This is a genomic window from Micromonospora sp. NPDC023888 (genome assembly GCF_040639415.1).
In the GTDB taxonomy this organism is placed as follows: Bacteria; Actinomycetota; Actinomycetes; order Mycobacteriales; family Micromonosporaceae; genus Micromonospora.
On the sequence record NZ_JBEZZW010000005.1, the window covers coordinates 198,862 to 219,744 of the forward strand.

Here is a 20,883-nt window from a genome sequence, read left to right on the forward strand (position 1 = left end):
CCTCCCGTACGCGCTTGATGAACGAGACACGCCAACGCATCCTCGACGTCGCCCTCGACGTGCTGGGCGACAACCCGGAAGCGGGAATGGGCGAGATCGCCACCGCCGCCGGCGTCGTGCGCCGCACGGTCTACGGCCACTTCCCCACGCGCCTCGACCTGCTCCGGACACTCATGGAACGGGCCGTCGCCGAGATGACAGCCGTGCTGACCGAGGTCAACGCCGGCGGCATGGAAGCCGAGGCGGCGTGGGTCGCCTTCGTCGCCCGCGTCTGGCCGGTGACACACCGCTACCGGGTGCTGCTGGCGCTGCGCCGCGGCGAGTACGGCGAGACCATCCACGGGCTGCTCGGCCCGGTCGACGAACTCCTCGCCGACCTGGTGAAACGCGGCCAGGACAGCGGCGTGTTCGCACAGCACCTACCGGCCGGGATCTTGAGCCAGGTCACTTACGGCGCCGTGTTCGCCATCGCCGACAACGACCTGCCGAACGGAACCCTCGACGCCCGGGCAGCGGCGATCACGAGCCTGCTGATGCTGGGAGTCCCCGAGACGCGCGCCATCGCCCTCGTGGACGAGCAACCCTGACTGTTCCCGTCCGGCGCTCTTCGGGGATCCACCCGTTCGCGGCCGCCGGCGCTCCGCACGGCTGGCTCGGCAGCTGCTGCGACCCGGAGCACTTCGAGCTGTCTGTGACCTGCCCCGATCGGCGCGGGGCGGGGCGCCGCGGGGCGGCGCGGGTGCTGATGCGACGCGGCGGCGTCTACCGCGGCCATGTGCACGCCCGACGTCGACCCGCACAGGCGGTCAATGCCGTCCGTTGTTCACGAGTGCCAGTGCCAGGTCGTACGCCTCGACGAACTTGCCGTGCGCCACCCAACTCTTGGTCCGCATGTGCCGGGGCCAGTCCTCCCGGCGGTCGAGCAGGCGCGCCAGCGGGATGTGATACGGCCGCTCCATGCAGTGCAGCCCATCGGTGGAGATGACCCACTGGTCGTTGGGCATCTCGACGACCGGCCCCAGTTCCACCGGCAGCCGGCCGGTCTGTGCGGCGACCGCCGTCCGCAGCGTGTCCACCAGGGCGCCGGCCCACCCGCCGAGCAACGCGTCGGCATCCACCACGAGGGCCGCCGCGATGCGGCCGGCCAGGTCCGCCTCGTTCTCGCCAGCACGCCAGTCGAGCGTGTCGATCGGTTGACCGTCGGCCCGTTCCAGCCCCACCGGCAGGCTGGCCGCCTCGGCCGGGGATCGGGGCGCCCGGACCCGCAGCCGCGCGCCGGACGCCCGCACCTTCACCCGTACCCCGCGCGGCGCGATCGCCGAGACGGAGTCGGCCTCGACAAGTACCCGGGCCACGGCGCGCTGGGTCGGCGACCGGTCGGCGGCGGCGAACGCCTCGTCCCGGCGCTCGCCGAGTCGCTCGATGTCGTCCCGGCTGGTCGCGCTCAACGCGTCGATCATCGCGGCCGTGGCCGAGACCTCGGTGCGCACCTGCGCCAGGTCGCTGGAGATCGATCGGGTCTGCTCCTCGGTACGGCGCATCCGCGCCTCCAACATTCGGCCGAGAAACAGCAGCGGCATCAGCATCACCAGTGCCGAGCCGAACTGCTGGAGCAGGCCGGGCACGTAGGACCGGCCTGCGATCAGCCAACCGGCCACCACCATCCCGGCGCCGACCAGTGTCGCCAGGATCGGCAGGGTGGTGTTGGGGTCGCGGGCGAGCCGCCAGAACCTGACCAGCATGTGCCTCATTCCCCGGGTGGCGGTGCTCGGTTACCGTCGGGAAGGGACGGCGACGGTCCGGTGCTCCGGGCCGCAGGTTGGTTCCATCATCCCTGGACGGTGCCGATGCGCGCGACCGAGACCAAAGTGGTCGGTGTGCCGGTGGCCTACGGACTGGAGACCTTCCGCAACCGGGTCGACGAGCTCGAGCACATCGTCGAGGCGCTGGTGCGGCCCGACACCCGCGTCGTGACTGTCGTCGGCCGGCGCGGCATCGGCAAGAGCGCCCTCGCCGCCAAGGCCGCCGAGCGGCTGATGACGGCCGTCGACGGACATCGTCCCGGCGGCATCGTCAACGTCAGCTCCCGCACCTCCGGGATCAGCCTGGAGCGGATCTTCCTCGACGCCGCCCACCTGCTCGGTCCTGCCGAGGAGGAGCGCCTGCTCCAGGTCTGGTCCAGCGGCCGTTCGGCGGCCGACAAGGTACTCGAACTCTTCACCGCGCTGGCCCCGCTGCGCTGCCTGATCGTCGTCGACAACCTGGAGGACCACCTCACGGACGAGGGGGAGCTGACGGACGAGGACCTACGGCTCCTGCTCGACCTGGTCTTCCGGGCACCGCGCCCGCCGCGCCTGCTGATCACCAGCCAGGTGCCGCCCGCCCTGCCCGCGGCGGTCCGCCGCTACGAGGCCCGCCTCCGGCTGGACCAGGGGCTCCCCACCGAGGAGGCGGTCCAGCTGCTGCGCGACCTCGACCGCTCCGGAACGACGGCGCTGGGCCACGCCAGCGGTGCCGAACTCGCCGACATGGCCCGCAAGGTGTACGGCATCCCCCGCGCGCTGGAACTGGTCTTCGCCGCGATGAGCGACGACTACCTGACCATGCCGTCGCTGGGCGAGATGCTGACTTCGTTCGGCAGCCGCGGCGACATCGTGGCCGGCCTGGCCCAGGACCGCTACCACCGCCTCGACGAGCGGGCCAGGATCGTGCTGGACGTGCTCGCGGTCTTCCACCGTCCGGCGTCGGTGGAGGCGGTCGCCTGGGTGCTCCGGCCGATCGCGCCGGCCGTCGACGCCGCTCCGGCCCTCGCCACGTTGGCGCGTACCCACATGGCGACGCTGGACCGGCGGTCCCGCACGTTCGTGCTGCACCCGCTCGACGCCGACCTGGCCTACGCCGGCCTGCCGGAGTCCGGCGTGCTCGGCCGGCGGTCGCTGGAACGGCGTGTCGCGCAGTATTACCTGCACGAGGCACCGGACGAGTCGCGGTGGGAGGTCGTCGACGACGTGTCGGCGTACCGCTGGGCGTTTCACCACTGGGTCAAGGCGTACGACTACGGCCTGGCCGCGCGGTTGCTGGAGCAGATCGGCGAGTTCATGGTCTGGCGCGGATCGACGGCCGCCGTGATCGAGATGCACGCCGAGGTCGACGGCCACCTTACCGACGACGACACCATCCTGGCGCACCTGCTCGGCTTCGGTTTCGCCCGCACGATCGGTGGCCCGGTGGCCGCCGCGGTGCCGTTGCTGGAGCGCGCCGAGGAACTGGCCCGGGCCGACGGGGACGAGCGGAAGGTGGAGAACGCGCTGCGCCTGCTCGCCGGCGCGTACCGGCCTGCGGGTCGGCTCCAGGAGGCGATCACCAGCGGGCTGGCCGCTGCCGACCTGGCGCACCGGCTCGGCAACTACCACAACGAGAGCCACTCCCTGATCAACGTCAGCCTCGCCCACAGCTACCTGGGCAACATGGGCGACGGGCTGCGCACCGCCGAGCGGCTGCGCGAGCTCGGTGAGGCACACGACGACGACCTGCTGGTGGCGCGGGCGCGGGACGCGAAGAGCGCCGCCTACCTCGTCGGGCGACGGTGGGCGGAGGCCCGGGACGAGGCGGTCGCCGCCATCGGCGCGTACGAGCGCACTCGGGTCACCGAGGCGATCGGGTACGCCCGCAACGTGCTGGGCCTCGCGCAGCTCGGGCTCGGTGACACCGGGACGGCGACCGACACTTTCCAGCTTGGCCTGGCCGACGCCTTCACCTCCGAGCAGCCGAGGGTCGAGGGCTTCTGTCGGTACAACCTCGCCTGGGTCTACTGGTCGACGGGGCGACTCCAGGAGGCCACCGGCGAGGCACAGCTCAGCCGGCGCGCGTTCGAACGGGCCGGTAGCGCCGAAGAGCCGGCCGCCGCCGCGCTCGCGCTCGCCGCCGCCGCGATGCTGGCCGGCGACGTACCCGAGGCGTCCGCGCGGCTGGCCGAGGCGGCCCGGCATGTCGGTGCGAACCCGGACCTTTGCCCGGCGGCATGGCTCAGCGCCGAGGCGGAACGATTGACGAGAGCGGGTGCGGAATGAGTGGACCGGAGGAACTCGTGGGCGCGGCCCAGCTCGCCTACTTCCACGGTCGGGACCGGGATGCCGTCGCGTTGTGCGAACAGGCGCTCGACCTGCTCGACGCCGAACCGGTACGTCGACCGGAGCCCCGGGTCCGAGCGCTGCACGTGCTGCTCTCGGCCACCCAGCGCTGGTGGGGCGCCGAGGGGTCGCCGCAGCGGCCGACCGCCGAGTTGGTGGCGGCGGTGCTGGACACCGCGGACGACAGCGGCGACCCGCTGCTGAAGTCGATGGCCCGGCACGCGCAGGGCGCGTACCTGATCGCCACGAACAGCCTGCCCGAGGCGATCTCCGTGCTGGAGGAGGCGGTCCGGTACGCCCGGGAGAGCGGCGACCCGCTGGCACAGGTCGACGCCATCGCCGAACTCGGCCACCATATGGCCGGCAGGGACCTGCACCGCACGCTGGAGCTGCTCACCGAGGCGCACGCGCTGGTCGACGGGCTGGACAGTCGCGACATCGGGGTGCTGGTGCGATCGGGGCGGATTGCTGGCTTCCTCGGGGTCGGCCACTTCGACGCGGGGAACTTCGACGAGGGCGAGAGCTGGCTGCGCCGGGCGCTCGCCGACCTGGAGACCGCCGGCATCCTCGACCAGTTCCTCATGATGTCCAACTACCTCGGACAGCTCCTGGTGGCCGCGGGCCGCTTCGCGGAGGGGCGGGAGGTGCTCGGCCGGGCGATCGACCGTACGCCCCGGGAACCGGACGCCAGCACTCACCTCGGCTACAACCTCGGCCTGCTCGGAAAGCTGGAGTTGGAGAGCGGCCGGCCGGCCGAGGCGGCCGGCCCGATCAACGAGGGGTGGCGGCACCTCCGCCAGACCCGGCACGCGAGCGTCCGCCCGATCCTGCGCAACTACCTCGCCGAGCTGCTCATCCACCCAGGCTACGAGCGGCGGGCCCCGGCGGCCGCGGACCGGCTGCTCGTGGAGAACGAGGAGGACGCGCGTCGGACCGGCTTCCTGCGCAGCGAACTCAACGCGCTGATCCTGCACGCCCAGGTGCGGCTCGAACTCGGTGACCTGCCGGGCGCCGTCACACTGGCCGAGCAGGCGGCGATCCGGTTGGAGAAGGTGGGGGCGCTGCCGGCGCTGCGCAGCGAGGAGGTCCACCTGGTGCACCACGACGTGCTGCGGCGTGCCGGCCGGGACGCCGACGCGCAGCGGGCGCTCGCCCGGGCCCGGGATATCCTGCTGGCCAAGGCCGAGACGATGGCCGACCCCGAGCACCGCCGCGCCTTCCTGACCCGGGTGCCGGTGAGCGCCGCGATCCTGGCCGCGACCGACCGCTGGGGGTCGTGACCCAGCCGGGGGCGCCGGCGCCTTCGGCTGCTGCCGTACGTACGGTGACACGACTCAACCCCTGGCTGGCCGCCACCCCTCGGCAACGCCGCCGGAGCATTCACCTGCAGCCACACATTCTTCAGGTCCAGGAACCGCTCACCGACGCGCAGCGACTGCGGTGGAGCCGACGACGCGCCCGCATGCATGCGGTGCGGGCCGGCAGCTGGGGGCGCCGCACTGTTGTCGGCGTCCGACCCGCAAGCGGCGACAGCAGCGAACGCTGTCACCAGCGTCATGGCGCCCGCCGCGAACCTCCACCGTGGACTGTCGAATTTCCGCTCTGATCACGGGATTAACGGTCGTCTCAGATTCGCTCGGTACGAAGTTGGCCTCAGACAAGCGATGCAACCCGTCAGGAGGCTATTGATGTCAGTCAACGCAGCGCCGCCCAGGGAAGCGCCGCCCGGTCGGTTGGCAGGTCGGTGGGTGCCGTGGCTCGTGATCGGTTTGTGGCTGGCGCTGGCGGCGGTCATGGTGCCGTTGAGCGGAAAGCTGAGCTCGGTCACCACCGACAGAGCCGTGGACACCCTGCCGGCCGGCGCCGAGTCCACCAAAGTGGCGGTGCTGGAGGACAGCCTCCCCGGCGGCGAGGACAACACGTTCGTCTTCGTGTACCACCGCGCCGGCGGCATGACCGACGCCGACCGCGCGACGGTCGAGCGCCACTACAACACCCTTGCCGAGCGGTACCCGCCGAAGGCGGCGGCCGGCGAGGACGACGAGGGCCCGGCGACAAGACTCTCCACCGACGGCAAGGCGATGATGTTCACCCTCGACGTGAGCACGACCTACGGCGCACCGGAGGCCATCGTCGGCCCGTTGCGGGACGCCGCGAAGGACCGCCCCACCGGCCTGGAACTCGACGTGACTGGCCCGGCCGCGATCGACGGCGACATGGACGCTGTCTTCGACGGCATCGACCTGCAGGTCTTCCTCACCACCGTCGTCGTCGTCACGGTCCTGCTTATCCTCACCTACCGCAGCCCGGTGTTGTGGTTCATCCCGCTCTTGGTCGTCGGCGCGGCCGCACTGACTGCAATGGCGACCGTCTACCTGCTCGTCAAGGGCTTCGGCATCGTGGTCAACGACCAGAACTCGGCGCTGCTGACGATCCTGGTGTTCGGCGTCGGCACGGACTACGCGCTGTTGCTCATCGCTCGATATCGGGAGGCACTGCACCACCACGAGAACGTCCGGGTCGCGATGGTCCACGCGTTGCGCGGCGCGGCGCCGGCGATCGTCGCGTCCGCGGCCACCGTGGTCGCCGGCCTGCTCTGCCTGCTCGTCGCGGACCTGAACAGCACCAGCGGGTTGGGCCCGATCGGCGCCGCCGGCATCCTGTGCGCGCTGGTGGCCACGCTGACGCTGTTCCCGGCGGTGCTCGTGGTGCTCGGCAGGCGAATCTTCTGGCCGGCCATCCCGCGGTTCAGCACGGCCGTGCAGGACAAGCCGGGGCTGTGGGGACGGCTCGGCACCGGCATCAGCCGCCGACGGTGGGTGGCCACGCTCGGCTCGTTCGGAGTCCTCGGCGTGCTCGCCATCGGTCTGACAGGTAACACCGGCGCCCTGCGGGAGCAGGACCAGTTCCTGTCCGCTCCGGAGTCCGTCACCGGCTTCACCGTTCTCCGCCAGCACTTCCCGGAGCTCGGCGGCCAGCCGATGACGATCTATACGCGGCCGGCGTACCAGGAGCGGGTGGTCGACATCGTCAAGCGCACTCCCGGCGTGGCAGAGGCCGTCCCGGGCCAGACCGTCGGAGGCTGGGCCGACATCTCCGTGTTCCCGACCGACGCGCCGGACACCGCCGCGGAGTACGACACGATCAAGCGGGTGCGCACCGCTGTGCACGCGGTGAACGGGGCCGAGGCGATCGTCGGCGGGCCGAGCGCGGAGAACCTCGACACCGAGGTGACCACCAGCCGCGACGAGAAACGGGTGATCCCGCTGGTGCTCGCCGTCGTCCTGATCGTCCTCGGGCTGCTGCTGCGCGCGATCCTGGCCCCGCTGGTCCTGATGGCGACTGTGATCGTCTCGTTCGCGGCGGCCTTCGGCGGCAGCGTGTTCGTCTTCGACACGATCCTCGGGTTCAAAGGTATCGACTATTCGGTGCCGCTGCTGGCATTCATGTTCCTGGTGGCGCTCGGCGTCGACTACAACATCTTCCTGGCCAGCCGGGCCCGGGAGGAGACCGTCCGTCTCGGCACCCGAGAGGGCATGCTGAAGGCCCTGTCGGCCACCGGTGGCGTCATCACCTCGGCAGGGCTGGTCCTGGCGGCCACGTTCGCGGTCCTCGCCACACTTCCGCTGGTGATGCTGATCGAGGTCGGGTTCCTGGTCGCCTTCGGCGTGCTGCTCGACGCCCTGCTGGTGCGGTCGGTCCTGGTGCCCGCCCTCACCCTCCTGATCGGCCGGCGGATCTGGTGGCCGAGCCGGCTGTCCCGTCGAGCGGCAGGCCCGCCGATCGGTCGACACACGCTCGCCGACGAGGAGGAGCCCGCGCTGCAACGGTGAGCGCGGCGGCACGGACGAGATCCGGGACGGGCATCGCGCCCGTCCCGTGTCCTTTCGTGGGCCCGACGGCCGCCGCCCTCCGGTCCTGCGCGACGCGCCGGGTGGGGTCGGCGCACTGCGGTGTCCGGCCCCGAAGGTGACGGCGCGGGGTCGTGACCGAAGGCGGCCGTCTCTTGTCCTGCGCCGCACCGCCGGGACGGGGTCAGCGCGCCGCGGTGCCCTCCCCGGCGGCGCGGCGCGCGATCGGGGCGGGCGGGGCCGCGGCCGGAAGGTCGACCCGAAGCAGCGCGCCACCGCGGGTGGAACGGGCGACAGCGGCCCGGCCGCCGTGGGCGTCGACGACCCGCTGCACGATCGACAGCCCCAGACCGGATCCCGGCAACCCCCGGGCGCTGTCGGCACGGTAGAACCGGTCGAACACCCGCGGTACGTCGACTGCGTCGATGCCCGGCCCGGCGTCGTCGACCTCGAGCACCGCCGACGCGCCCTCGGCACGCAGCCGGACCTGGACCGGCTGGTCCGCGGGGGACCACTTGCCGGCGTTGTCGATGAGGTTCAGCACCGCCCGCTCGAGCGCAGCGGGACGCGCGCTCACCCACACGGAGGTCACGTCGAGCGCGACCTCGATGTCAGGCACGCGGGAACGCGCCCGGGTCGCGGCGGCCACCACCACGTCGGCGAGGTCGAGCAGTTCGGTGCTCTCGTCGCTGACGTCACCGCGCGCCACCTCGGTCAGTTCGGTGGCAAGGGTGCTCAACTCGGCCACCTGGGCGCCGAGATCGTTGAGCAACCGGGTCCGGCTCTCCGCCGACAGTGCGCTGTCCAGGGTGCCGCGGCGATCGAGCCGGATCAGCAGCTCGACGTTGAGGCGCAGGCTGGTGAGCGGGGTCTTGAGTTCGTGGGCGGCGTCCTCGGCGAGCAGCCGCTGGGCCCGCCGGGAGTCCCGGAGCGCGGCGAGCATCTCGTTGATCGACTGGCTCAGCCGCCGGATCTCCCCACCGCCCTCATCCGGGATGTCGGCGTCGAGAACCCGGGTGTGCGCGACACGTACCGCTGCGGCAGTCAGCCGATCGATCGGTGCCAGCCCGGCCCGCGCCACGGTCCGCCCGACAAGGGCGCCCCCGGCCACGCAGAGCAGCCCGATCAGCAACATCCCGAACCCGAACCGGTTGATCGGGCTGTCGTCGCTGTTGCGGGCCACCTGGACCGCGCCGTCGCCCGCCCGCAGCGTGTAAATGCGGTAGCCGTCCTCGTCGCTGTCGTTCGACTCCATCAGGTCGGCCGACGCGCCCTGCGCCACGCGCCCGGCGCGCCCGCTGACCGGAGGCAGCGCGGGTTGGCCGACCGGCGTCCGGGTCGAGCCGTCGGGCAGGATGAGCCGTACCAGCCGACCGGCCCCGGGATACGGCGGTAGCTGAATTTGCGCCACACCGGCGTGCTCCGCGTCCATCGCCAGGACGCGAGAGTCGGCGCGCAGCTGATCCTCGGCGGTGTCCTGCAGCTCCCAGTCCATTAGCTCGCTGGCCACCTGGAAGGCCACGAACACGCTGACCGCGATGGCCGTCGCCGCGATCACCGTCAGCCTGGTCCGCAGGGACCGCCGGCGCCACCACCGGGTCAGCCGGCGCGGTTCCCGGCCGGCGGGCCTGCTCACGGAGGAGTCTCCCGCAACGTGTATCCCAGGCCGCGCAGCGTGTAGATCAATCGCGGCTCACCCTCGGCCTCCATCTTGCGGCGCAGGTAGCTCACGTACACCTGGAGGTTGTTGGCGGTGGCGCTCATGTCGAAGCCCCAGATCGCCTCGAACAGCGCGTCGCGGGTCAAGACCCGGGTCGCGTTGCGCACGAGAACCTCCAGCAGGGAGAACTCGGTCCGGGTCAAGCGCAGCGGCCGCCCGCCACGCCACGCCACGAACCTGTCGGGATCGACCCGGACGTCGGCGAACGACAGGATCTGCGACTCCCCGTCGGCCGGCGTGCGCCGGCGCAGCAGGGCCCGCACCCGGGCCAGCAACTCCTCGGTGGCGAACGGCTTGGGCAGGTAGTCGTCAGCGCCCGCGTCGAGCCCCGCGACCCGGTCGGAGACCTGGTCACGGGCGGTCAGCATCAGCACCGGCAGATCCCGACCCGCGGCCCGCAACCGCCGGCAGGTCTCCAACCCGCCGAGGCGAGGCATCATCACGTCGAGGATCAGCAGATCCAGCGCGTCACCGCCCGCCCCACCGACCCCGTCGAGCACAGCGAGACCGTTGGCGACGGTGCTGGTGTCGTAACCCTCGACCTGGAGCACCCGCTCCAGCGACTCACGGATGGCCCCGTCATCATCCGCGATCAGGATCCGCACGCCGGCCCGCCCCCTTTCCAGTCGATGCTTTGCCGCTCATCCTTCCCGGTCAACCTGAAGCCAGGATTAGAACCGTCGCCTCTGGTGCCCGCGGGCCGTGCCCTTAACGGATGCCTGAGCCCAGACTTGACCACTGACGGGACGGCAACGAACCGTGGGACCGCCGGCACGGATATTTGCGAGAACGGAGTGCCGGCGCGCCACCCGCAGGTGTGCGTCCACCAACTGCTCCACCAGTCCCTCGCCCCACCCTCTGTGTGAACTCTTCGGTGGACCCGAAGGCGTCAGCGTTGGCGTCTCCGTAGAGGCGGTAGGGCGCTCCCGCTCATGCCAATGGGACACGCGCGATCGTGGCTGGCAGCCGCGCGAAGGCAGTGCGGCGGCTGATCGCGACGCTGCGGATCGCCGCCGGCCAGCCGGTGACCGTCGTAGGTCAGAGGTAGCTGACGCCGGTCAGGTCCGCGGCTGCCGCCCACAGCCGCGTGCCGACGGCCGGTTCGGTGGCCTCCTGGCTGAGCCGGGCCTCGGTGACTCTGCCTCGCGTCTCCCAGAGCCCGGACGGGCCGAAGAACTGTCCACCCCGCACGCCGGGCTCGGTCGCAGCGCGCAATTGCGGCAGCGCGCCCTGCGCCACCGGCTGGGTTGCCATCACGGTGGGCAATTGCCGCGTTGTAGACGGCGTCGATCGCAGCGGCCAACGGATCGTCACTCGCCAGGGCCATCAGTGCGGGGAACGCGGCGGCCTGCTTTCGCCGGAGACTATAAGGTGCGCGACGTGGCGATTCGACTCGTGCAGGTGAACTTCAAATCCCGGGATAACTCCGCGCTCGGCCGGTTCTGGGCCGAGGCGCTCGACTGGAACGCGTCCAGTGGGGGAAACGGTGCGACAAGCGTGACGCCCGCGGGTTTCGTCTGGACGAAGCCCGACGCCCCCGTCTGCATCGACGTCATCGACGTCCCGGACCCCGAACTGGTGCGGTATCGCACGCACATCGATCTCGCCACCACCTCTGCGGCCCATCAGGCGGAGTGGGTCGCGCGACTGAAGGAACTCGGTGCGACGCCCGCCGACGTGGGCCAGGGCGACGTGCCGTGGACGGTGCTGGCCGACCCGGAGGGCAACGTGTTCTGCGTTCTGGAGCCTCGGGAGATCTACCGGGACACCGGGGTGATCGCGGCGGTGGTCGTCGACTGCGCGGACCCCGGCGTCATGGCCCGGTTCTGGGGCGAGGCGCTGGGCTGGACCCTGCGCGAGCTGACGGACGATCGTGCGCGGCTGCGATCGGCCGAGGGCGTCGGGCCGTATCTCGAGTTCCTCCGCTCAGCCGAGGTGAAGACGGTGCGACACCGGGCCCATCTCGACGTGGTGCCGTACAGCGGCGGCGACCAAGCGGCGGAGGTGGCACGGCTGCGGACCCTCGGCGCAACGCCAGCGGACGTCGGTCAAGGGGACGTCTCGTGGGTCGTCCTCGCCGACCCGGAGGGCAACGAGTTCTGCGTCCTGGCTCCGGGCGGCTGACTGTCCGTGCCGCACCCGCCGCTCGCGGTGCGTCTACGTCAGTCACGCAGTACGACGTGGGCACGTCTCGCCACCGCTGATGCGATGTCGATGTACACCCTCCGGCCACTCCGTTGATCCGCAGCCGCTGCGGCCTGCCGCCCTCGCCGGCGCCTACCTCATTGAGGTCAGAGCGGGTTTACCGATACACCGAAGGGCGCTCAGGCAGTAGCCGGGGCGCCCTTCGCGCGAGAGGCGTGGCTCTAGCCGAGCGGCGCCACCTACGGCTGCGGGGCAGCCACTAGTGCTTCGGGCAGATAGGCGGACCGGATGCCCAACTGCCAGCCGTGCGCGAGATGGGCGAGGGCGGTCAGTGTGACGGCCCCGACCGGTAGCAGGCTCCGTGCGGCCGGGTCGGTGCCGACGCTCTCGCGGTGCGTCACGAGGCGTTGCTGAAGGGCCTGCTCGAACGCGGGCTGGTCGTCGTCGAGCAGGACACGCAACAGCCGCTGGTCCGGTGTCAACATCCCCGCTGCGTCGAGCTGCTCGGCCGCACGCGTGCGCTCGAAGGTCGTTGGCTTCTGCAGTGGCGCCGGCTCCGGACGTGCGTCGGAATAGCCTGCCTGGACAATGGTCAGGTATCCGCACAGAGCATCCATCTCGGCGAGGTCAGCCGCGGCAGACACCGACTCGCGCTTCGAGTACGGAACGCCGTCACGGATGGCGGGAGCGTAGTCGTCGCGCAACAGGGGGCCAATCGCGCGGTCCGGCTCCCACAGCAGTCCACTGAGGATGGACCACGCGAACGCGTCGGTCCACGTCCGCGCCGAGGTCCCGGGTAGGGCCGGTTCCCACGCCTCCTCATAGTGCAGCTCCTCGCTGTCGAGCGTCCTTGTCGCGAGCGGGAGGGGTACCGAAAAGTCACCGTCAGGGAAGCAGGCGAGGCTCAGCACGCCCATCGTGCACTCGGCAGCTGTGATCAGGGCGGTGCGCGACTCGAGCGTACGTAGAGCCGGGTCCGGCAGGGTGCGCGCGGCGAGGTGGTCGGTCAGCTCCTCGCCGAGTTCCCGGAGCCCGCGCCGCAGCGGCATGTCGCCGTAGCGCATGTCGTGCCACCTGCTGAAGGCCCGCCCCGACATGTCCTCAAGTGCCTGCATAATTCGCTGCTCCGCGACTGAATGACGCGTCACTTCAATCGTCATGCGTACCATCCTGGCAGGTCCACGACAGCGCGGTCTCACGCGCCCAGCCGACCATGGATCAGGCGGAAACGACTGCTGTTGGCGGCTGAACCTGTGGCACTGGACGTGGGCAGAGGAGCCGCGTCCGCCGATGTGAGATATCGACGACTGCGCGTGAGTGCGGAGCGATCGACTCAACCATGGGGGGATAGGTCGTCCGGCGTCTGGACGCGCCTGCGTTGACGGCTGTGGTTCTGGTGCTCAGCATTTGTTGCTGCGTCCTGTCGGGATCGACTGCGGGGCGCCGCTGGGTCATCCGCCAATCGATGTCAGTAGCGACGGTGCCCGTCGTCATCAGGGCACTGCCGCCCGTGGCAGGATCTGCCGAGTGAAGATCGGGATGCTTGGGCGTTTCGAGGTTCGCACGGACGATGGCGCTCTGGCCGACGTGCCGGGCGCGCGGCTGCGCGGCCTGTTGATCGCCCTCGCGCTGCAACCTGGTCGCGTGGTCCCCAAGGCGGCGCTCGTCGACTGGATCTGGGGTGAACATTCCCCCGCCGACGCGACGAATGCCCTGCACCGTCTGGTTTCCCGGCTGCGCAAGGTGCTGCCGGAGGGATCGGTTGAGGGACAGGCGGACGGCTATCGGTTGGCGGTGGGACCCGACGACGTCGACGCCGTGCGTTTCGAACGCCTCATCACCGCTGCCCGGGTTCGAAATGACGACGACCCGCAACGGGTACGTCTGCTGCGTGAGGCGATGGCGTTGTGGAGCGGCACCGCCATGCAGGATGTCGATCTGCCGGACAGCGCGGCGTTCGACGCGGCGGTCACCCGGCTCGAGCGGCTACGCCTGACGGCCATGGAGGATCGGTTCGAGACGGAGATCCGCCTGGGCCATGGCGCGGAGCTAGTCGCGGAACTGACTGACCTGGTGGCCGCACAACCGCTGCGAGAGCGACTTGTCGCGGCGCTGATGCGGGCACTTGTCGCGACGGGTCGCGACACCGAGGCGCTGCTCGTGTACGAGCGCACGAGGGAAGCGCTGGCTGACACGCTGGGTGTGGATCCCGCACCGGAGCTGTCCGCGCTGCACGTCGCGCTCCTGCGGGGTGAGGTGGGACGGCGGGAGGAGGAGCGGAACACGAATCTGCGTGTCGAGCTGACCAGCTTCGTCGGCCGGGACGCCGACGTCGCCGCGGTCTGTGAGCTCATCGGCGACCATCGGCTCACCACCCTGATCGGGCCGGGTGGGTCGGGGAAGACCCGGTTGGCCACGGAGACCGCGCGCACGCTAGTCGGCGACCTGCCCGACGGGGTCTGGCTGGTGGAGCTCGCGGCCGTCGGCGCCGACGGTGACGTGGCGCAGGCCACGCTCGCCGGGCTCGGTCTCCGGGATGCCCTGCTCGGCGAGACACCGGGCGCGGAGCCGACGGATCGGGTCATCGCCGCGGTCCGCGACCGGGCGATGCTGCTGGTGCTGGACAACTGCGAGCACGTGATCGAGTCGGCGGCGACATTCGCCCATCGGGTGCTCGGAGAGTGCCGAGGGCTTCGGATTCTCGCGACGAGCAGGGAACCACTCGGCATCACCGGTGAGTCACTGTGGCCGGTCGCGCCACTGGTCCTGCCCGCGCAGAACGCGAACCCGGGTGAGATCGAGTCCGCGCCGGCCGTACGGCTGCTGCGGGACCGGGCCGGCGCGGTGCGCAAGGATCTCGCGGCCGACGTCGACACGTTGGCGACGATGGCGCGCGTCTGCCGTGCGCTGGACGGGATGCCACTGGCCATCGAACTCGCCGCGGCCAGGTTGCGCACCATGTCCCTCGATCAGCTCGCCGACCGGCTCGACGACCGGTTCCGCCTGCTGACCAGTGGTAGCCGCACGGCACTGCCGCGGCACCGGACGCTGCGTGCCGTGATCGACTGGAGCTGGGAGCTGCTCACAGACGCCGAGCGAGTGGTGCTGCACCGGCTCTCGGTGTTCTCCGGTGGGGTGAGCCTGAAGGCGGCCGAGCGGGTCTGCGTCGGCGACACGGTCGAGACGGATCAGGTGTTCGACCTGCTGACCGCGCTGACCGAGAAGTCACTGGTGCTCACCGAGGGGGAGAGAGCGCCGCGCTACCGGATGCTCGGCACGATCATGGAGTACGCCCAGCAGCGTCTCGCCGAGGAGGGGGAATCGGAATCGGCCCGCCGCGCGCACCTCGCGTACTTCACCGAACTCGTCGAGACCGCGGAGCCGCATCTCTACCGCGCTGAGCAACTGGAATGGCTTGCCACGCTCGATGCCGAGCACGACAACATCACCGCCGCGATGCGCGGTGCGATCGCGGCCGGCGAGGCCGACGGGGCGATGCGGCTCGCTGCCGCGGCCGGCTGGTACTGGTGGCTCGGCGGGCACAGGGCGGAGGGCAACGAGCTGATCATGGCGGCGGCTGCCCTGCCGGGCGAGGTGGCCGACGAGAGCCGGGCCGTGGTGTACGCACGCGCCGTCCACGCCGGCGTACACGCTGGTCGTTCCGTTCGTGACCTCGCGACCTGGGGGCCGGGCGATCAGCACCAGGCGGAGGAGTGGATCCGCAAGGCGTACGAGATCAGCCAGCGTGTCCCCAGACACCACCGCGCGCTGAGGTTCGTCGCCGCACTGGAACGCCTGTTGCACGCCCCGGACGCGGCCATGCCCGCGTTCGAGCAGCTGCTCACCGACGAGGATCCCTGGCTGCGCGCCCTCGCCCGGCTGCACCTCGGCAGATTGCGGATCGTGCTCGGCCATGACGGCTACGACGCCGACGTGCACCTGGAGACGGCGCTCGGCGAATTCCGTGCCCTCGGTGACCGGTGGGGGACGTCATTCGCCCTGACCGAGCTGGCGAACCGGATCGCGATGCGTGGCGAGTTCGCCGGTGCCTGCGAGTACTACGAACAGGCGATCGCGGTCGTGACCGAGGTCGGCGCCAGCGAGGATGTCGTCTCGATGCGGTCGCGGCAGGCCCAGTTGTACTGGCTGTCGGGGGATGCGGAGTCGAGCGCGGCCGCTCTCGCGGAGGCGCAGCGGCTCGCCGAGCAGGTCTCCTGGCCGAACGCGCTGGCGGAGCTGGCGCTGGCAAGGGCGGATCTCGCCCGCTGGCGCGGCGACGCCGAGCAGGCACGCCGGCAGCTCGAGGTCGCGACAGTGATGCTGGGCGACGAGGCCAGGCGTGCCTACGTACGCGCCGTGGCACATGACCTGCTCGGCTACCTTGCCGAGGACCTCGACGAGGCTCGCGAACACCGCATCGCCGCCTTTCGCACGGCGACCGAGACGGGACACGGGCCCCTGATCGCCCAGGTCCTTGTCGGGGTCGCGGACCTGGCACTGCGCCTCGACCAGTACGAGCAGGCCGCGCGGTTGCTCGGGGCGAGCGCCCGAGTGCGCGGACTGCCGGATCTTTCCCATCCCGATGTGGCGAGGATTGAGCGGACGGTGCGGCGCGGCCTCGGCGAAGCGGTGTTCGCCGAGGCGGCGCTGGAGGGCGCCGGGGTGGACTGGGGTCGGTTGGTGACGGTCACGCTCGCTTCGTGAACGTGGATCGGGCCCAGAAGTAGCCGACGCGGGCGATGCCGACGCGCCAGGCGAGGGCGGGGATCACGTCGCTGGTGGCTGGTGCGCCGTTGAGGCATCCGCAGGGTTTCGATGATCGGCGTGAAGGGCTGGTACTGCGCGAACTCCCGCAGGCCGGGTCCCATCTTGTCGGCCGGCACGATGGCGCTGCTGAAGAACGGCAGCATGACCAGTGGTACGGAGGCCAGACCTGCCGTTCCCGGGGATTTGGCGGAGTCCAAGCACCACGAGCCCTTGCCGGCGACGGGCGGATCCAACCCCGAACCCGCCCTCGCGGGCGCGGGCGGGTGACACCCGTCCGGCACCGGCCCTCTGGCGCCGGCCGGGAGGTCCGGTTCCGAGGGTGACGCCGCTCGGGAAGCCACCCCTGCGGCGGCGTTCCGGTGGCATCCGCAAGATGGATGAGGATATGTGACACAAGGTGTCAGGATTTGAATTGAGGATGGGGTTCATCGGGCCGCCGTCGACGGTCCGCGTGGACCGACACCATGGACGGATAGATGGATGAGGAACTCCGTGCGCGAAACTCCAGAAGAGCTCAAAGAGCTTCAGGCCCTCCTTGACGACTCCCTCTCCCGCTCCGCCGCGCACCTCCGCTCGATCATCAACACCGAGCGCACTCTGACCGCGCAGCAGCTCACCCAGGTCCTCGCCGGCATGTGCACTCTCGCCCTGTCCACCGTGACGGCGAAAGGTGAGCCCCGGATCAGCGGTGTGGATGGGCACTTCCTGCACGGAAAGTGGCACTTCGGCACGGCGCGCGGCGCCGCCAAGGCTCGCCACCTCGCGGCGCGGTCCGCCGTCAGCGCCGCACACATGCGCGGTGAGGACCTGGGCGTGTTCACGCATGGCAAGGTGGAGACCCTCAACCCTCGGGACAGTGAGCCGGCCGCGGACTGGCCGGAAGTGTTGGCGTACCTCAAGGACTTCTACGGCGATGACGTCTTCGACTGGGACAACGACGTCGTCTACTACCGGCTGCATCCGCACTGGATGACCGTCTTCGCCCCCGACACCGCGAAGCTCACTGCGGAATCCGAGACCTCATCCGCAGTACGGCCGCACCGGGGTCGGGCGACGGCTGACAGATCTGGTGCAGCGACCGCTCAACGCCACCGATGACGGCCTGCCGGGCAGTGGCGTGATCGATGTGTTCGGCACGGGTGGGTTGGCCGCTGTGCCCAGGCCATGCCGCGTTGCGAGAGGGTGAACAAAGGTTGACTGCATTCGTACGGGACGTCGCGAGTATGGGACGCGAGACGATTGAGGTGGTGGGGGCTCGTACCAACAATTTGCGGGACGTGTCCGTGAGTATTCCCAAGGGGCGGCTCGTCGCCTTCACCGGAGTGAGTGGCAGCGGCAAGACTTCGCTGGCCATCGACACCCTGCACAACGAAGCCCAGCTGCGGTATCTGGAGGGGCTTTCGCCGTTCGTACGGCAGTACATTACCCAGCGTAATCGGCCGAAGGTTGATCGTATCCTGGGCCTCGGCGCGACGCTCGCGGTCGACCAGCGCCGTCTGAACCGCAACCCCCGCTCCACGGTTGCGACGATCACCGGCATCGACGGGCACCTGGGGCTGCTGTACTCGCGCCTTCCAGGGATCGGCGCAGATTCGGCGGCGGCGGTTGAGGACGGGCATCTGACGACCGCTCACTTCGACCGATGTCGCGACGGCGGACACTCCGACCGCAGGCTTCTTCCGGCGGTACGCGGCGGGCCTGCCGCTCCTGGGGATGCGGGACGGCGGCCGCTTCTGAGGGGTCGGGACGCACACTACGTCACGGCTGCGCTGTCGCCCCGCCTCTCTACATCGACCAAGCATTGGACGCGCTGCAGGTTGCGATCCGGCGCAGGCACTTCAACGTCCCACCCCGCGCCCGCGGCGCCGTCGCACCGACCGATACGCTGCTGCGCTATCGCAATGGACAACCCGCCACCTATCGGCGCTACGACCTGATGTGGACACGCATCGGCCGGCAGTTGCCGTGGGTAGCCGCCCAGGGAATCACCACGCACTGGCTGCGCCACACCACCCTGACCTGGGTCGAACGCCACTTCGGCTACGGTGTGGCCCGCGCCTACGCCGGACATACCGACAGCCGCGGACCCGCCACCACCACCTACATCAAAGCCGATCTGCACGCCGTCGCCGCCGCGCTGGCTGCCCTCACCGGTCAGCCGCACCCGCTGGCCGGCGGATCGGAAGGCCAAGCCTTGCCCGTACCTCTTGCCAAGGGGTGACCGGCCACCGGCCCGACTACGTTCGCTCACAATCCCGATGTGCGGAGATGAGGCCAGGCTGGCCGGACCTCATCCCTGAAGGTGCGTCATCGTCGAATCTGTTCCGGCTGCCAACAGGGCTAGTGTGAGGAGGGTGAGCGCACCGGGCGAGTCAGCGCAGGCCGCCAGCCTGGACGGGGCCGCAGCGTCGGCGCCGCGCCAATGGCCCCATCATCAGGCTCGAATCGCCCCCGAAGCCCCAATCGCGCTGAGTCCGGCGTTTTCGACGTCCGTTCGCAGCACGGTAACCCGGTGGGGGAGCATGGCCGCTGAACCTCGCCTGAATTGCACCGGGCCGGTGACATGAATGGCGGGCCGGGAACGTTTGTCGCCGCTGCTGCAGGCCGTTGTCGGCATCGGTAGCGATCTCGACCTGCGCAGCACACTGTCGCGGATCGTCGTGGCAGCCTGTCAGGTAGCGGGCGCCCGTTACGGTGCCCTGGGCGTCATCGGACCCGACCGCAGCCTCGTCGACTTCATCACCGACGGGATGACCGTCACCGAGCGAGACCATATCGGCGACCTTCCCACCGGCCGTGGCGTGCTGGGTCTGCTCATCGATGAGCCACTGCCGATCCGGTTGCCGGACATCAGCCACCATCCCCGTTCCCTGGGTTTCCCGCCCGGCCATCCGGTGATGCGCTCCTTCCTCGGGGTTCCGGTCCGCATCCGCGACCAGCTGTACGGCAACCTCTACCTGACGGAGAAACGCGGTGCCGCCGAGTTCAGCGACGCCGACGAGGAGATCGTCATCGCCCTCGCCGCCGCGGCCGGGATCGCTCTCGACAACGCCCGGCTGTACGCGGCGGCGGGCCGGCGCCAGCGCTGGCTCCAGGCGACTGCGGAGATCACTGACACCCTCGTCGGCCAGGTCGATCGCAGCGACGTGCTGCGGCTGGTGGTGGACCACGCCCGCGAGGTCGCCGACGCCGCGCTCGTCGCGATCCTGCTTCACAACGAGACGACCGGGGAGCTGCGCGTCGAGGTCACCGCGCCGCCGAACGCGGCGCTGGACCGGGCGTCGATCCCGCTCGACGGTACGCCGTTCGAGCAGATCATTGCCGCCGGCGGCCATGTCCTGATCGACAATCTGGACGTCGCTGCGGTCTGGCCCGCACCGTTGCCGACAGGCCCGGCGCTGCTGGCGCCGTTGGCGATGACCGGCGCGGTGCAGGGGGTGCTCGTGGTGATCCTGCCGACGAGCAGCGTGGGCTTCGACAGCGAGTCCGACATCAACATGATCACCACGTTCGCCTCCCAGGCTGCCCTCGCCGTCGAGCGGGCACGGGTGCAGGAGGAACGCGAGATGATGGTGGTGCTTGCCGATCGAGAGCGCATCGCACGGGACCTGCATGACGTGGTGATCCAGCGGTTGTTCGCCACCGGTCTCGGACTGCAGGGGCTGACGCGCCGAGCCGAACCTCCAGACGTCCGGAACCGCCTGGACCAGTCCATCGACGAACTCGACGCGACCATCCGCGACATTCGCAACGCCATCTTCGGCCTGCACAAGCCAGCCCCCGGATCGGTGCGCGCCGCGCTGACAGCGGCCGCCGACGATGCGACGAAGAGCTTGGGTTTCCGACCGCACCTGACCATCACCGGGGCTGTTGACCTCGCCGTCCCAGATTCGCTGCGCGCCAACCTGATCGCGGTCCTGGGAGAAGCGCTCTCGAACATCGTCCAGCACGCCCGCGCGACAACCGTCACGATCGCTGTCGCGGTTGACGCAGGTCGCCTCATTCTGCGGGTGGCCGATGACGGCGTCGGCATCGGCGCAGCAACGGGCGGCAACGGGCTCGGCAATCTCCGCAGCCGCGCCGAGGAGCGCGGCGGCACCTTCGTCGTCGCCGACATCCACCCCCATGGCGCCATGCTGGTGTGGGACGTGCCCCTCAAGGGCTGACCGCTCCGCAGTTCCTTCACCGCCTCCAGGTCCTACCAGGTCTTACGGCACTTCGCGCATCTGCTGTCGTCCGCGATCCTGGGGACACGGCCACCCATTGCCCG

The 20,883-nt window shown here is 70.5% G+C and carries 14 protein-coding genes and 2 pseudogenes; 10 read left to right on the top strand and 6 right to left on the bottom strand.

Annotation, left to right across the window (positions count from 1 at the left end; translation table 11 throughout):
* Positions 1-17: 17 nt before the first annotated feature.
* Positions 18-587 carry a TetR/AcrR family transcriptional regulator gene (locus AB0F61_RS06665; protein WP_357804003.1) on the top strand — a complete coding sequence of 190 codons (570 nt, stop codon included), beginning with the start codon at positions 18-20 and terminating at the stop codon, positions 585-587.
* A 219-nt stretch (positions 588-806) separates the two neighbouring features.
* Here the strand turns inward: AB0F61_RS06665 and AB0F61_RS06670 are convergent, their stop codons facing one another.
* Positions 807-1,742 (bottom strand): hypothetical protein, encoded by a 936-nt coding sequence (locus AB0F61_RS06670; RefSeq protein WP_357804005.1) that lies wholly within the window; start codon positions 1,740-1,742, stop codon positions 807-809.
* Between the two features lie 105 nt (positions 1,743-1,847).
* Between AB0F61_RS06670 and AB0F61_RS06675 the strand changes: the two genes are divergently transcribed.
* The 3 genes from AB0F61_RS06675 (at position 1,848) to AB0F61_RS06685 (ending at position 7,963) form a co-directional block, all read left to right on the top strand.
* Positions 1,848-4,070 carry an AAA family ATPase gene (locus AB0F61_RS06675; RefSeq protein ID WP_357804008.1) on the top strand — a complete coding sequence of 741 codons (2,223 nt, stop codon included), beginning with the start codon at positions 1,848-1,850 and terminating at the stop codon, positions 4,068-4,070.
* Entirely contained in the window at positions 4,067-5,410 is a 1,344-nt protein-coding gene (locus AB0F61_RS06680) for a hypothetical protein (protein WP_357804011.1), read from the top strand. Before AB0F61_RS06675 ends, AB0F61_RS06680 begins: the two co-directional genes overlap by 4 nt.
* Before the next feature lie 408 nt (positions 5,411-5,818).
* Positions 5,819-7,963 carry an MMPL family transporter gene (locus AB0F61_RS06685; RefSeq protein WP_357804013.1) on the top strand — a complete coding sequence of 715 codons (2,145 nt, stop codon included), beginning with the start codon at positions 5,819-5,821 and terminating at the stop codon, positions 7,961-7,963.
* Between the two features lie 202 nt (positions 7,964-8,165).
* On the opposite strand, the gene AB0F61_RS06690 is transcribed toward AB0F61_RS06685, so the two are convergent.
* The 3 genes from AB0F61_RS06690 to AB0F61_RS06700 form a co-directional block, all read right to left on the bottom strand.
* Positions 8,166-9,617 (bottom strand): HAMP domain-containing sensor histidine kinase, encoded by a 1,452-nt coding sequence (locus AB0F61_RS06690; protein ID WP_357804016.1) that lies wholly within the window; start codon positions 9,615-9,617, stop codon positions 8,166-8,168.
* Positions 9,614-10,306, bottom strand: a complete 693-nt coding sequence (locus AB0F61_RS06695) for a response regulator transcription factor (RefSeq protein WP_357804019.1) — start codon at positions 10,304-10,306, stop codon at positions 9,614-9,616. The genes AB0F61_RS06690 and AB0F61_RS06695 overlap by 4 nt, the downstream gene beginning before the upstream one ends.
* Before the next feature lie 433 nt (positions 10,307-10,739).
* Complete coding sequence (locus AB0F61_RS06700; RefSeq protein WP_357804023.1) at positions 10,740-10,955, bottom strand: hypothetical protein; 216 nt, start codon at positions 10,953-10,955, stop codon at positions 10,740-10,742.
* Positions 10,956-11,081: 126 nt separating this feature from the next.
* On the opposite strand from AB0F61_RS06700, the gene AB0F61_RS06705 reads away from it, so the two are divergent.
* Positions 11,082-11,825 (top strand): VOC family protein, encoded by a 744-nt coding sequence (locus AB0F61_RS06705; RefSeq protein WP_357804026.1) that lies wholly within the window; start codon positions 11,082-11,084, stop codon positions 11,823-11,825.
* A 260-nt stretch (positions 11,826-12,085) separates the two neighbouring features.
* On the opposite strand, the gene AB0F61_RS06710 is transcribed toward AB0F61_RS06705, so the two are convergent.
* On the bottom strand, positions 12,086-13,006 hold the full coding sequence (locus AB0F61_RS06710) for an immunity 49 family protein (RefSeq protein WP_357804029.1): 921 nt from the start codon (positions 13,004-13,006) through the stop codon (positions 12,086-12,088).
* A gap of 367 nt (positions 13,007-13,373) precedes the next feature.
* Here AB0F61_RS06710 and AB0F61_RS06715 point away from each other — a divergent pair, with 367 nt between their 5' ends.
* Positions 13,374-16,550, top strand: a complete 3,177-nt coding sequence (locus AB0F61_RS06715; RefSeq protein ID WP_357804032.1) for a BTAD domain-containing putative transcriptional regulator — start codon at positions 13,374-13,376, stop codon at positions 16,548-16,550.
* On the opposite strand, the pseudogene AB0F61_RS06720 reads toward AB0F61_RS06715, so the two are convergent.
* Positions 16,534-16,801: pseudogene (locus AB0F61_RS06720) on the bottom strand (ABC transporter permease); the annotation flags it as partial. The gene AB0F61_RS06715 and the pseudogene AB0F61_RS06720 overlap by 17 nt on opposite strands.
* Before the next feature lie 292 nt (positions 16,802-17,093).
* Here AB0F61_RS06720 and AB0F61_RS06725 point away from each other — a divergent pair.
* The 4 genes and pseudogenes from AB0F61_RS06725 (at position 17,094) to AB0F61_RS06740 (ending at position 20,779) form a co-directional block, all read left to right on the top strand.
* Positions 17,094-17,711: a pyridoxamine 5'-phosphate oxidase family protein gene (locus AB0F61_RS06725; RefSeq protein ID WP_357804035.1), complete on the top strand. Its 618-nt coding sequence runs from the start codon at positions 17,094-17,096 to the stop codon at positions 17,709-17,711.
* A gap of 125 nt (positions 17,712-17,836) precedes the next feature.
* Positions 17,837-18,190 (top strand): annotated as a pseudogene (locus AB0F61_RS06730) (excinuclease ABC subunit UvrA); the annotation flags it as partial.
* Between the two features lie 224 nt (positions 18,191-18,414).
* Positions 18,415-18,834, top strand: coding sequence for a hypothetical protein (locus AB0F61_RS06735; RefSeq protein ID WP_357804158.1), 420 nt, complete (start codon positions 18,415-18,417; stop codon positions 18,832-18,834).
* A 346-nt stretch (positions 18,835-19,180) separates the two neighbouring features.
* Positions 19,181-20,779: a GAF domain-containing protein gene (locus AB0F61_RS06740; RefSeq protein WP_357804038.1), complete on the top strand. Its 1,599-nt coding sequence runs from the start codon at positions 19,181-19,183 to the stop codon at positions 20,777-20,779.
* The last annotated feature ends 104 nt before the right edge of the window (positions 20,780-20,883 follow it).

Bases quoted from the DNA above. Each gene is read 5' to 3' on its own strand.
- AB0F61_RS06665 (WP_357804003.1), top strand. From the start codon at position 18: ATGAACGAGACACGCCAACGCATCCTCGACGTCGCCCTCGACGTGCTG.
- AB0F61_RS06680 (WP_357804011.1), top strand. From the start codon at position 4,067: ATGAGTGGACCGGAGGAACTCGTGGGCGCGGCCCAGCTCGCCTACTTC.
- AB0F61_RS06710 (WP_357804029.1), bottom strand. From the start codon at position 13,006: ATGACGATTGAAGTGACGCGTCATTCAGTCGCGGAGCAGCGAATTATG.
- AB0F61_RS06685 (WP_357804013.1), top strand. From the start codon at position 5,819: ATGTCAGTCAACGCAGCGCCGCCCAGGGAAGCGCCGCCCGGTCGGTTG.
- AB0F61_RS06725 (WP_357804035.1), top strand. From the start codon at position 17,094: ATGAGGAACTCCGTGCGCGAAACTCCAGAAGAGCTCAAAGAGCTTCAG.
- AB0F61_RS06700 (WP_357804023.1), bottom strand. From the start codon at position 10,955: ATGGCAACCCAGCCGGTGGCGCAGGGCGCGCTGCCGCAATTGCGCGCT.
- AB0F61_RS06740 (WP_357804038.1), top strand. From the start codon at position 19,181: ATGGCGGGCCGGGAACGTTTGTCGCCGCTGCTGCAGGCCGTTGTCGGC.
- AB0F61_RS06675 (WP_357804008.1), top strand. From the start codon at position 1,848: ATGCGCGCGACCGAGACCAAAGTGGTCGGTGTGCCGGTGGCCTACGGA.
- AB0F61_RS06670 (WP_357804005.1), bottom strand. From the start codon at position 1,742: ATGCTGGTCAGGTTCTGGCGGCTCGCCCGCGACCCCAACACCACCCTG.